Origin of the sequence: Kordiimonas laminariae (genome assembly GCF_023008165.1) — a bacterium.
GTDB lineage: Bacteria > Pseudomonadota > Alphaproteobacteria > Sphingomonadales > Kordiimonadaceae > Kordiimonas > Kordiimonas laminariae.
Genome location: NZ_JAKQZA010000001.1, coordinates 139,620 through 153,088 on the forward strand (window position 1 = coordinate 139,620; position 13,469 = coordinate 153,088).

Genomic DNA, 13,469 nt, shown 5'->3' on the forward strand with positions numbered 1-13,469 from the left:
TTCAGTACTTTTACTTATTACTTTTCCGCAGCCAGATGCTTCTCAAGGAAAGCAGCAAGCCTGCGGCCATATGTTATGCGGTTTTTCATTTTGCGGACTGAATGCCCTTCATCAGGGAAACGCAGATACTCCACTTCAAAACCATTATCTCTAATAACTTTTACCATGCGGTCAGATTCTGTAACCGGATCACGCGGATCATTCACACCATGCTCGAAGAACATCGGTGCCTTGATGCGGTGCGCGTTATTAATCGGTGAATTCTCGGCATAAAACTTCTGCCATTTTTCTTCACGGATATCGCCATATTCAATAAGGTCGCTCGCCTTAAGGCCCGGCGAAGCTTCTTCAAGCGCGCGTACCCAGTTAGATACACCAACAAAAGAAGCACCAGCTTTAAAGGCTTCAGGGTAAAGGCCCATAACGGCATTCACCATATAACCGCCATAAGAACCGCCCATAACGGCAGCACGGTCACCGTCCACACGGCCATCTTCTTTCATCCATGCGATGGCATCAGCAAGATCCCGCACGCTATCACGGCGCTTTTCCATATTATCGAGGCGAGCGTATGTTTTACCAAATCCTGTGGAGCCGCGGACATTGATATCTAGAACAGCAATGCCTTTACCAACCAGATACTGGGTTCTGCCCAGCCATACAGGGCGCGCCTGTGCGGTTGGCCCGCCGTGTACATCCACCACAACAGCGGGCTTCTTCACACCCTTCGGCAGATAGAGAAGGCCCTGAACCGTAACGCCGTCACGCGCCTTAAAAGTGATAGACTCTGGCTTCACCATCGTTGCCGCATTAAGGCCCGCTAGATTAGAAGCATAAACCTGTTCTACATCACCGGATTTTACATCCCAAACAAATACATCTCCCGGGCGGTCAAAGGCAGAAATACGAACGGAAAGTTTTGAACCTTCGCTCCATGATGTGCTGTACACACCGTCTGGTAGTTCAGCAGTTTTCACCATCTTGCCTGTCTTCACGTTCATCACATGAAGCTTGCTATAACCACCATGGTTAGTTTGCCACGAAAGATATGTTTTATCGCCGTTCAGGCGCACGGCTTCAACGTCATGATCACCTTCATACAGGGTGGTAACCTTGCCGCTTGCCAGATCATATTTCGCGAGCGCCGTATATTCGCGGTCCTGATTGGTTGAATAATAGAAGTGCGAACCATCCGCAGCCCAAGCAAACCCTTGATAAGCTGAAGAAACCTCTGGTTTAAACAGCGTTTTCAGTTCTTTGTTTTTTGTATTCAAAAGGAATACATTATTTGCGTCTTCACCCACCGTTTGGGTGATAATCAAATGGTCACCATTTGGCTGATAACTCGCTGGGAAATAACCGAACTCAGCCTGAAACAATAAACGGCTTTCACCCGTTGCTGTATCAGCTTCGTAAATATCAAAATCACGGCCATTACGTTCAGTGGATGCAAACGAGAATTTACTGCCATCAGAGGAGAAGCTACCGAAACGGCGGAAAGCATCAGAAAACGGCATTAACTGACGTTCTGAAAGGCCATCCCGTTTCATCATGTAATAAGCTTCGCGCTCATCACCGTTGTTATCCGCACCGTAAATCAGGTGTTCACCATCAGGGTGCCACCGGAAGAAAGTAACCCCGTTACCGTAAGTAAGCTGCTTTGGCTGGCCGCCTGCTGCATCCATAATCCACAGCTGCGGGGAGCCAGTTACGTTTGATGTGAAAGCAAGAGATTTACCATCTTTTGAAAGGGCTGTGCCACCCGCACCGCGCACCATAAGAAAACGCGTAATATCCGCAGGCATCTGACCTGCCAAGCCAACATCTACCGGTGATACCTTTGGCGTATCTTCAGGATACGGCCAATTGGTGTGATCATCCGCTAGCGCGGTTAATGCCAATAGCGATACGCTCAGCACTTTCAAAAAATGTTTCATCTCATGTCTCCCCGATCGAGCTCTATAATCCCCAAACTCCCAACTAAGAAAAGCGGCGCCGAAGCACCGCTTAATTCTTTATGCATTACCGATTAATCGATTTTGTTGCCGTTTGCGTCCCAAACTTCAACATTACCGATACCAAGCTCTTTAATGCCTGCTTCGATGTTTGCACGATCACCAACAATCAACCATGTAAGCTGGCCCGGCTTCATTGTTGCCTGAGCTTGCGTTTTAATCGCATCGATATTCAGTGCTTCATATTTGCCCTTCAGGCTTGGCACATAATCATTGCCGCGACCAAAACGATCATTTGAAAGCAAGCTACCAAGAACCGCACCAGCCGTTTCGTACTGGCCTGGCATCTGGCTTGTGTTCTTCACGATCAAACGAGAAAGCTCTGCTTGGGTTGCTGGGTTATCACCAAGGTAACCATCGAACTCTTTCATAAGCTCAGCGATAGATTCTTTGGTCTTATCCGTTTGTACTGGTGCATAAACCAGCATCATACGCTGACCACGAGCATCTGTTGTGAAAGTATAAGCGCCGTATGCCCAGCCTTTATCTTCACGGAGGTTCATGTTCACACGGGATGTGAACTCACCACCAAGGATATCAGTCGCCATCTGCTGGCTCATGTTGTTTTCATCACCAGTTGCAGGGAACAGGTGGCCCGCAAGGATAAGAGACTGCGGTGAGCCCGGCTTATCCATGATGATAACACGCGCATTTTCAGGCAGTGCAGCTTCCCCAATGTTCTTTGTTGGAACCGCCGACGCTGGCGCAGCCCAATCGCCAAATGTTTTTTCAAGTTCTGCTGTTGCTTCATCCAGTGTGATATCACCAACCATAAAGATTGTCGCGTTATCTGGGCGGATCCAATCAGTGTGGAATTTCACCAGATCATCACGTGTCATACCACCGATGGAATCTTCAGTACCGGAACCTGTGTAAGGAACACTGTATGCATGGCCATCACCATAAAGCATTGCTGGCAGCGTGCGCAGTGCAAGCTGAACAGGGTTTGCTTTTTCCTGACCAATACCAGCGATCCAGCGCGGTTTCAGACGGTCAATCTCGCCTTGATCAAAGGCTGGATTACGAACGATATCCGCGGCAAGCGCCAGTGTTTCACCGAGGTTTGCTTTAAGCGCAGAAACGCTCACTGTGCTCATATCAAGGTTTGAACCAGTACCAATGTTTGCACCAAGGCTTTCTGCTTCCGCGGAAATTTCAAGCGACGAACGTGTTGCTGTACCTTCATCCATCATGGAAAGCGCGAAGCTTGATGTACCTAGTGGGCGGCCAGCATCAGCTGCATAACCAGCATCAAACTGCATTGCCATTGTTACAACCGGCACTGTTGGGCGGTTTGCAACGACAACCTTCATGCCGTTTGAAAGCGTTGCTTCCTGAATTTCAGGGAATGTCAGATCAGGCAGTGAACCAACATCTGGAAGGCCAGTCGAACGATCAACTGTTGAAGCGGTTGTTGTATATTTCGGTTGTGGGCGCATTGTGATTTGGTAATAACCTTCACTCAGCCAGCGATCAGCAGCGTTTTTCACTTCTGCTTTTGTCGCCATGTTCATCCAGTTCAATGTTTTCACATAGAAACCAGCATCACCGGAATAAAGTTCAGCCTGCGCAAGCGCCGTACCTTTACCACCGAAACCACCAATCTGTTCCAGACCGCGGATACGGTTAGCAAGAATGCTTGTTTTCGCACGCTTCAACTCATCATCCGTTGGGCCTTCAGCGAAAAACTTTTCAAGTTCAGCGTTGATCAGTTCTTCTGCTTTTTTCTCATCTGCGTCTGGCTTAAGATCAACAGTGATTTCAAACATAGAAGCAAGCTCAAGCGGGTTAATGCCCACATTCACGCTTGTTGCCAATTGGTTGTTATAAATCAGTGCCTGATAAAGACGTGAGTTTTTACCGCCGCCCAGAATTTCTGAAGCAAGGTTCAGCATGTAGGCGTCTTTATCGTTCCGCGTTGCCACAGCCCAGCTACGCGCGATGCGTGTTTGCGGTGCTGTTGGATCAACCATTTCTTCAATGGTGTTATTTGCGCGCGTTGGAATCCATGCTTTATGCTGCTTAAGCGCTGGGCCCGCCGCGATATCACCAAAGTATTTTTCCATCAGTGGCTTAGCTGTTGCCACATCAATATCACCAGCAAGAACAATAACAGTATTCGCTGCACCGTAATATTCTTTAAACCAGTTTTTCACATCATCAAGAGACGCGTTTGAAAGATCTTCCAGAGAACCGATTGTGGAATGACGGTATGGGTGACCAGGAGGGAAAAGGCCCTCAAGCTGGCGGTATTCATACTGGCCGTATGGGTTATTATCGCCTTGGCGTTTTTCGTTTTGTACTACACCGATTTGCTCATCCAGCTTGTCTTGCGTTACCGCGCCAAGCAGGTGGCCCATCCGGTCACTTTCCATCCACAGCGCCATTTCAAGTGCGGGTGTTGGAACATTTTCAAAATAGTTTGTACGGTCAAACCATGTTGTACCGTTCATCGCTGTTGCGCCTACGGCTTCAAATGGCTTGAAGAATTCATCATCATAGTTTTCAGAGCCGTTGAACATCAGGTGTTCAAACAGGTGTGCAAAACCAGTTTTGCCTGTTGGCTCATCTTTAGAACCCACATGGAACCATACACCAACGGATACGATCGGCGCTTTGCGGTCTTCATGCACAATTACGCGCAGGCCGTTATCCAGTGTGAATTTTTCATAACCAAGGTGGAATTCAGTATCGAGGCCAGCTGTACGTGTTTCGGCCACAGCTTCGGCAGCAGTTGCTGTAGTATTTGACGCTTCTGGCTGGCATGCAGCGAGCGCAGAAAGCGCAACAGCGCCCATTAAAATTGTTTTAAGTTTCATTAGACTTGTCTCCCCGCTAATGGTGATAAGGGGGATATATTCCCCCATTACCTAGTCTAGCAAAACAGAAATACCTTACAGTTTTTCTGTATGCGCTAAAATAAGTACCCGGCAGCCTCGGCTACCGGGTAAAATACAATTTAGCTATTAAGTGTCGGAATTACAAACTCTGCACCCGAACGAATGCCCGTTGGCCAGCGTGACGTTACTGTTTTTGTTTTTGTATAGAAACGTACGCCTTCCATGCCGTGCTGGTTGATGTCACCAAAGGCAGAGTTTTTCCAGCCGCCAAATGTGTGGAACGCAAGCGGCACAGGGATCGGCACATTCACGCCAACCATACCAACTTCAACGCGGTTTACATATTCGCGTGCTGTATCACCATCACGGGTGAAGATCGTTGTACCATTACCAAACTCGTGGATTGTTGGTAGTTCAGCGGCTTCATCAAAAGATTTAGCACGCATGATCTGAAGCGTCGGGCCAAAAATCTCTTCTTTGTAGGTGCGCATTTCAGGGGTTACGTTATCGAACAAGGAACCACCAAGATAGTAACCGTTCTCATAGCCTTCCTGATCATTTTTGAAATCACGACCATCAACAACAACAGTTGCGCCTTCTTGCTCAGCAAGATCAAGATAGCCTTTAACTTTCGCCATATGCTCAGCTGTTACAAGTGGGCCCATTTCTGCTTCAGCATCCATTGAGTGGCCGATTTTCAGCGCTTCAACACGTGGCTTCAGCATCTTCACAAGCTTGTCGGCAACTTCATCACCCACACACACAGCTACAGAGATCGCCATGCAGCGCTCGCCCGCTGAACCATATGCCGCACCAATAAGGGCATCAGCAACCTGATCAAGATCAGCATCAGGCATGATAACCATGTGGTTTTTCGCGCCGCCCATAGCCTGACAACGTTTGCCATTTGCTGTTGATGTTGCGTAAACATACTGTGCAATTGGTGTTGAACCAACGAAGGAAACAGCTTTCACGCGCGGATCTGTACACACAGTATCCACTGCTTCTTTATCACCGTTCACAACGTTAAACACGCCGTCTGGAAGGCCAGCTTCTTTCCAGCAATCTGCAATTAGCATTGGAACTGTTGGGTCTTTTTCAGATGGCTTCAGCACATATGTGTTACCACATGCAATTGCCATACAGCTCATCCATAGTGGGATCATCGCTGGGAAGTTAAACGGCGTGATACCAGCAACAACACCAAGCGGCTTACGCATAGAATACATATCAATACCAGTTGATACGTTATCGTTGAACTCGCCTTTAATCAGGTGCGGGATACCCTGCGCAAATTCAGCAACCTCAAGGCCGCGCTGCACATCACCCTGCGCATCTGAGAATACTTTACCGTGTTCACGCGAAAGCGCCTCAGCAAGCTCATCCTTGCGCTTATAAAGAACATGCACAAGGTTCTGGATAACGCGAGCGCGCTTCACAACAGACGTTGCAGACCACATTGGGAATGCCTTCTCTGCTGTTTCAATTGCTTTTTCTACTTCCGCTTTTGAAGCAAGAGCAACTTTACCAATCTGCTCACCAGTGGACGGATTAAAGATAGGACCAAAACGACCAGAGGTGCCTTCCACCTTCTCGCCAGCCATATAATGATGACACTCGTACATACTAACCTCTTTCTGACTGTGGAGAGCCAACCAAAACCAACACATGCTTAAGGTTTAGCCCTACCCTCCCAAATTCAGCAAGCAGCCTATACCCTGCATAAATGCATGTCACTGAGAAGTTTTGCACCATTCATTGTGCATTTTTGCACAAACTGTTATAGAACTATCATTATGTTTGACTGGAACGATATCCGCTATTTTCTAGAGCTTGCTCGCCGAGGTAAATTATCCTCCGCAGCGCTCAGGCTTGGGGTAGACCACACCACAGTTGCGCGGCGCATCAAAGCGCTTGAAGAAGAACTTGGTGTCAATCTGTTTGAACGTGAAAACCGCGCCTACAAGCTATCTGATGACGGTAGGCGTCTGCTCACGCATGCCGAAAAACTTGAAGCCAGTTCACTAGAACTTCTTCATGATATCACGCCGGAAAGCACTGGCCCCATAGGCACCATTCGTCTTGCGTCCCCAGAAGCTGTGGGCAGCCAATTTCTTGCGCGGCACATGCAGAGCTTCCATGCGCATAACCCCGGCATCGCGCTTGAGCTGGTCGCCGAAACACGCCATTTATCGCTCACCAAACGGGAAGCGGATGCGGCGATTGTGCTCGCAAAACCCCAACACGGTCGCGTGGTCAGCGAAAAACTAGGGGATTACCGACTGCGGCTCTATGCGGCTCCAGCTTACCTCCAGAAACACCCGCCCATTGTGCGACTTACTGATCTACAGCAACACCAGTTCATCTGGTATGTGGATGATTTGCTTCCTGTTCCTGAACTCCAGATGCTGGATAAAGCTATCACCGAGCCCAACATTATCTTCCGCACCACCAGCGTGACAGGCCAAGCCCACGCGGCTGAAGCCGGGCTCGGCATTGCACTATTGCCGTGCTTTGTCGCTGACAGAATGAAATCACTTACAACCGTACTACCGCGAGAGATAAGTGTGATCAGGGAATTGTGGTTGACGATGCACGCGGAACTGGCTGAACGCCCGCACCTAATCAAAATGCGAGATTTCCTAACAGCCCTTATCGCCAGCGAACGCAGAACTTTAGTGGGTGAGCGTTAGTTATTTGCTCTGCTGTTTAGTGGTATCATGCATTTGCCAGAGAACGTTGATAATTTTCCATTCACCATCCACTTTCATCAAATGCATATAGTCAATCCAGTCATCCGCCGTAAGCTTTACTGAAGCAACATTTTGGTCCATGTCCAGTATCTCAATGATCTTTTTCGGCTGTGCCGGAAAACCTTTGCCATCAGCGTTATAGGTTTCAGCAACACGGAGCATGGTTTCCTTCGATGTTTCCATTACAAACGGTTTGCCGTTTTTATCCCGCCAATAAGTACGCTTCTTTAGCTCATCATGCAGCGCGCCTGCCATCTGGCTTGGGTTTGGTTTGTGCTGACTTTCAATATAATCAAGAGCTGCGCGTTTGATTGCTGCTTCATCTGGCACACCAGCCCAAAGCAGCATTGCGGCGGAAAAAACTGTCGTGACATGGGCCATAGTATATCTGCCTTATCCTTTATTTGTTACGACATAACATTACAAAATTTAACAAACAACCCTATACTGTCATTTGCACAAAAAAACTTTACTTTGCCCACCGCTCTATTCGCGTTACCAATTTTATCACGGTTATAGGGAGGGTTCTCATGAAGAAATTTATTACAGGCGCAGCGCTTTCAGCTGTGCTTCTGGCTGGCTCTGCGCTTGCAGATGACAAAAAGAAATACGCCAATCCACCAGTGAAAGAACCACAGGTTTTCACCACTGAAAAATCTGGCACTTTTGGCGGCAAAAAGATTAACTACCGCACCATCGCGGGTGATACATTCACTTATATGGAAAACGGCGAGGCTGACGCCACTTTCTTTGCTTATGAATATATTAAAAAGGATGCGAAAGACCCGTCCACGCGCCCGGTCACATTTGTGTTCAACGGGGGCCCGGGCTCTGCTTCCATGTGGCTGCATATGGGTGTATTTGGCCCAAAGCGCGCAGTTATCCCTAGCGATCCGGATGATGACGGCGCAGCCCCATACAAAGTGATGGATAACCCTGAAACAGTGCTGGATGCTACTGATCTGGTTTTCATTGACCCAATCGGCACCGGCATGAGCCGCTCGCTTGGTGATAACAATCCACAGAAACACTGGGGTGTGCTGGAGGACGGTAAATCTGTTGCACGCTTTATCCGCCAGTGGGTTCAGAACAACAACCGCTGGAACAGCCCCAAGTTCATTGCGGGCGAAAGTTACGGCACTGTGCGTTCTGCTGTTCTTGCGGATGAACTTACCAATCGTCACAATATTGGCCTGAACGGTATTATGCTGATCTCCGCTGTTCTAGATTACCAAAACAGTCGCATTCAGGATGGCAGCATCATGAGCTATGTTTCCTTCCTGCCAAGTTATGCCGCAACGGCCTGGTATCATAACAAACTACCTAACAAACCTGCCAACCTTGAAGCTTTCCTTAATGAAGTGCGCGAATTTGCTGCGGGCGAATATGCCCAAGCACTTATTCAAGGTAATCGTCTGAGCACAGCGCAAGAACAAGCAATCATTGATAAATTGCATGCATACACAGGCCTGAAAAAGCAATATCTGAAAAACACAAACATGCGTATTCACGTCTTCCGTTTCTTCAAAGAACTGATGCGCGACGAAGGCAAAGTGGTTGGCCGCCTTGATAGCCGCTATCTGGGTGAAGAACCTGATGCCGCGGGTGAGTTTTTCTCGGGCGACCCGTTTGCCTATGCATCTGGCAATGCTTTCAATGTAGCGATTAACAGCCACCTGACTGACTTTATGGGCGTTGACTTCTCAAAGCCGGAACTTGGTCGCCGCATTTACAATATGTCGGCGCGCGCTTCTAAAGGCTGGAAATGGAACTGGAACGTATGGGGCAAAAGCGTGCCGAACGGCGGTCGTTTCGTGAATGTGATCCCGTACCTTGGCAAAGCTATGCGCCGCAACAAGGATATGGGTGTTCTCGTAACCAGCGGATATTATGATTTCGCAACACCTTTCTTTGGTGCAGAAAACGCACTGGCGGAAGTAGATATTGTCAAAGACCGCGTGGAATACACATATTACGAAGCAGGCCACATGATGTATGTGCATGAGCCAAGCCGCCTTAAATTCCTGAATGATATCCGCGATTTCATCAAGAAATACGAATAAAGATATCACTCGCTGAATGTTAAAATATGAAGCCCGCTTTGCATTTCGCAGAGCGGGCTTTAACTTGCCCGGAAATCTTCCATAATTGAATGATTAAGGCTATCATCATCAGATGGTTTAACAGCTCTGGACGCAGGGAATATAAGGCGTGCATGCGTTCCTCTTCCCTTCTTGGATGTAAGTTCCACAGTGCCATCATGAAGCCCCATAAAAGTATTCACCAGCGCCAGTCCAAGCCCAGCACCCGCATTATCACCATATACTTTTGAAGCTTGCGCCTGCGAAAATGGCTCCAGTGCTAAATCAATCTCTTCGTTGGTCATACCAACGCCGTGGTCGAACACCTCAAGCACATGGCTACCATCCGTTCGCGCATAGGATTTAACGAGAATTTCGCCACCCTTCTGGGAAAACTTAATCGCATTAGAAAGCAGGTTAAGAAGCATCTGTTTTACGATGCGCTTATCGGCCCACAGCACAAGATCATCTTCTGTTTTAGAGACAAAATAAATCCCCTGTTCGCTAGCTCTGGCCTGCACAATTGGCAAGCAATCCGTTACGAGCGACCGGAGAAAGAACGCTTCCTCAGTGATAGTTATCTGCCCAGCTTCTACCTTTGCTAAATCAAGAATATCATTAATGATACCAAGAAGAAGCTTGCCGCTTTCATGAATATGTTCGGCGTATTCAGCATATTCAGGCACTTCAAGACTGCCGTACACTTTATTATTCATTACTTCAGAAAAGCCGATAATAGCATTTAGAGGCGTTCTAAGTTCGTGGCTCATTTTCGCCAGAAATTCGCTCTTTGCCTGATTGGCTTCACTCGCGGCAACCAACGCTTCCTTAAGCTGTTCACTGCGACGTTTCAGGCTCTCTTCCGCACGTTCACGCTTTTTAATTTCGCTTTCCAGCTTGAGGGTTACATGAAACCATCTTGAAAGCCCAAGACCTGTTAAGAAAACACCAGGGATATACCCAAGCACTGCGACAAGCAGGTTCCATTCCCCTTTATCCGCCATCATCAGCATAAAAGGTTCAAGAAGCGTTTCTTCAAGATAATCTACAAGAGCTGCCAGACTAAGAAGCGCTGTACCAACAAGAATGAAATATACACCACGATCAAGACGCATAACACGTCGGTAACGTGCCAAAATAAGCACAGGGACGATGGAAATGCCTAAAAATATCAGCAAATCAGGATGCAATAGAAAACCCCATATTTGTTCAATAACTTAAAAATACACTAAAATACTTAAAACAACCCGTTAAATACTCAGAAAAATAATACTCAGCACATATTCATAAGCTTCACCCCACAGAGATTATAAATTCTCCTGAAACTTATCTTCCGGATTTTCCGTTACCCGCTGATAGGAGCTTAGCTCGTCATATGCTTCTGCGGAAGTCTCTAATTTTGCTGAAGCCTCCAAACTTGAAGGTTGCACCATACGGCTGGGCGGAAACTTCAGGCATACGGATGTGCCTCTATTTTTAAGAGATTCAAGGAACATGTCGCCACCATGAAGTTCGGCGAATGTTTTCACCAGCGTAAGACCGAGGCCCGCGCCTTCGTGGCTACGGGTCATAGCGCCCTCAAGCTGGTTAAAAGGCCGAACCACATGCACAACCTCGGCCTCGCTCATGCCGCACCCTGTATCCTTTACCATAAAGGCACAGCTATCATCAGGCATCGGCAGTGTAGCCACTGTTACTTTCCCGCCGGGGTCTGTAAACTTGATGGCATTAGATATGAGGTTCAAGACCATCTGCTGAACCATACGCCTGTCTGCTTTAACAATAAGCCCTTCCTTCAAAGATATCTCTGTCTGCAGCCCTGCTTTCAGGATAATGGGATCAAGCAATTTCACACAGTCACGCACCAGCTTACTAAGGCAAAAAACCTCCTCCACCATCTGCATGCGGCCAACTTCAATATTAGAAAGATCCAGAATATCATTAATAATATCAAGAAGGTGGCTTCCACTTCGGTGCACCATATCCAGATATTCTTTATATTGCGGTGCTCCCAGCTTCCCGAAAACTTCACTGGCCATCAATTCTGAAAACCCAATAATAGCATTAAGAGGCGTTCTCAGTTCGTGGCTCATATTGGCGAGGAAATCACTTTTGGCACGGTTTGCTGCTTTCGCTTTTTCCGCCATTTCTTCATTACTTTTTGCAAGTTCTTTCAGTTCTTGCTCAATTTCACTGCGCTGCTTGATTTCTTCCTCAAGCCGAAAGGTTAGCGCGAGCCAATTTCTGAACCCCAACCCCATCAGAACGATGCCCGGGAAATATCCAAAAATCACAATACCGCTGCGATACAAGCGTTGGTCAATGTCGTTTCTGATCCAGTTTTTCACCACATCGATATAGGTATCTGCGTAATCAAGACCGGAAGACAAGCTAAGGAAAATACAACCAGCAAAAATATAGATAAATCCCTTATCCATATGTTTGATATGCTTGTAGTGATGCAGCAGAACGATAGGAATTATCGTTATACAAATAAAGACCAGTAATTCAGGGTGCAGATATTGCACAAAATCACCTTAATCAGTGTTAATCCACATATGTTGCCCCCGACTAAAAACTTGCAACACAGTACTAACTGAAAACCACTGAGAACCAGATAAATAGGATATCAGAAAATATCCTTATAAAACCAGCAACTATTGCTTGATCATGTATTTTTTTCTGTCAAAAGTATGCTCGTCGACATTATTAGCGAAAACCTCTAAACCTTAATATGTATAATCTATTTAAAGTTCATATGTGGCCGATCTGGCTTTTTGAAGTTGGCACCCAGGCCAAGAATTTCAAAGCGAATCCAATATTAGGCTCCAGGGTTTTAAATACGCTTGGTTTACATGTAGGCAGAATACTCCTCGCACAAGGCGCCATCCACATCCGCTGGTTCCTCTTAAGGGGCTTGATGCCCAAAACATACCGCAAATCTTTTCATGCGGATGGTTTTATCGCGATAGAAGATTTCATAACAACTGAAGAGGTAGCCACAATCAGGGAAGAAATCGCCGCCTACAAGGGTGAAGTTCGGCAAATGACCCAAGGTGATACAGCCACTCAACGCTTTCTTCTGGATAGAGATACTCTCAGCAAGGCCCCAACCCTTAAAGCCATAACTGAAAACACGGAATTCAGAAACTATCTCTCCTATACGGGAGCCAAAGCTACCCTGCCGATGCTATATATCCAGCGTATCAGGAACGGCTTCAGGCAGGAAAAGGCTGACCCACAGAAAAACATGCATTCTGATACATTTCATCCAACGATGAAAGCATGGCTTTTCCTTGAGGATGTTACAGAGGAGATGGGTCCCTTCACCTATGTACCGGGCTCCAGCAAATGCACCTCGGCGCGTCTTAAGTGGGAGTACCGTAAATCCACAGGTGCCGCCAAAATGAATGATAAATACTCAGAAAAAGGCTCCCTCAGAGCTGGCCCTGAAGATTTAGAAGAAATGGGTTTACCATCCCCTAAAGGCCTAACCGCAAAAGCGGGCACACTTGTGATAGCAAACACCAACGGCTTTCACGGGCGTGGTCAGGCACAGGCTGGTGCAAACCGCCTGGAGATTTGGGCCTACAGCAGGCATAATCCATTCAATCCTTACCCGGGCTTTAACATACCGTTTGTACCGCACATCAAACATAAAGTGATGACTGCTTTCCTTCACCGGAAAGATAAGAAAGCGGCCGCAAAAGGCAGCAAACCCAGCTGGCATCTTATTTCCGAAGAAGAAATGCTGAAATAGCCACTATATTTGCACAATAA

Annotated in this window: 9 protein-coding genes; 3 read left to right on the forward strand and 6 right to left on the reverse strand. The window is 47.2% G+C overall.

The features are described from left to right. Window positions 1-17: 17 nt before the first annotated feature. From MF542_RS00660 to MF542_RS00670, 3 genes are all read right to left on the reverse strand, one after another. Window positions 18-1,937: a S9 family peptidase gene (locus tag MF542_RS00660; protein WP_247014882.1), complete on the reverse strand. Its 1,920-nt coding sequence runs from the start codon at window positions 1,935-1,937 to the stop codon at window positions 18-20. Window positions 1,938-2,029: 92 nt separating this feature from the next. Next, window positions 2,030-4,834, reverse strand: coding sequence for a M16 family metallopeptidase (locus MF542_RS00665; RefSeq protein WP_247014884.1), 2,805 nt, complete (start codon window positions 4,832-4,834; stop codon window positions 2,030-2,032). A gap of 140 nt (window positions 4,835-4,974) precedes the next feature. Beyond that, window positions 4,975-6,480, reverse strand: a complete 1,506-nt coding sequence (locus MF542_RS00670; protein WP_247014886.1) for a CoA-acylating methylmalonate-semialdehyde dehydrogenase — start codon at window positions 6,478-6,480, stop codon at window positions 4,975-4,977. A gap of 171 nt (window positions 6,481-6,651) precedes the next feature. Here MF542_RS00670 and MF542_RS00675 point away from each other — a divergent pair, with 171 nt between their 5' ends. Then, window positions 6,652-7,548 carry a LysR family transcriptional regulator gene (locus MF542_RS00675; protein WP_247014888.1) on the forward strand — a complete coding sequence of 299 codons (897 nt, stop codon included), beginning with the start codon at window positions 6,652-6,654 and terminating at the stop codon, window positions 7,546-7,548. Here the strand turns inward: MF542_RS00675 and MF542_RS00680 are convergent, their stop codons facing one another. Then, window positions 7,549-7,989, reverse strand: coding sequence for a nuclear transport factor 2 family protein (locus tag MF542_RS00680; protein ID WP_247014890.1), 441 nt, complete (start codon window positions 7,987-7,989; stop codon window positions 7,549-7,551). A 149-nt stretch (window positions 7,990-8,138) separates the two neighbouring features. Between MF542_RS00680 and MF542_RS00685 the strand changes: the two genes are divergently transcribed. Then, window positions 8,139-9,671 (forward strand): S10 family peptidase, encoded by a 1,533-nt coding sequence (locus MF542_RS00685; protein WP_247014892.1) that lies wholly within the window; start codon window positions 8,139-8,141, stop codon window positions 9,669-9,671. A gap of 59 nt (window positions 9,672-9,730) precedes the next feature. On the opposite strand, the gene MF542_RS00690 is transcribed toward MF542_RS00685, so the two are convergent. Next, entirely contained in the window at window positions 9,731-10,879 is a 1,149-nt protein-coding gene (locus tag MF542_RS00690; protein WP_247014894.1) for a sensor histidine kinase, read from the reverse strand. A gap of 117 nt (window positions 10,880-10,996) precedes the next feature. Beyond that, window positions 10,997-12,127, reverse strand: coding sequence for a sensor histidine kinase (locus MF542_RS00695; protein ID WP_247014896.1), 1,131 nt, complete (start codon window positions 12,125-12,127; stop codon window positions 10,997-10,999). 482 nt (window positions 12,128-12,609) lie between these two features. On the opposite strand from MF542_RS00695, the gene MF542_RS00700 reads away from it, so the two are divergent. Beyond that, window positions 12,610-13,449, forward strand: coding sequence for a phytanoyl-CoA dioxygenase family protein (locus MF542_RS00700; RefSeq protein ID WP_247014898.1), 840 nt, complete (start codon window positions 12,610-12,612; stop codon window positions 13,447-13,449). Window positions 13,450-13,469 lie beyond the last annotated feature (20 nt).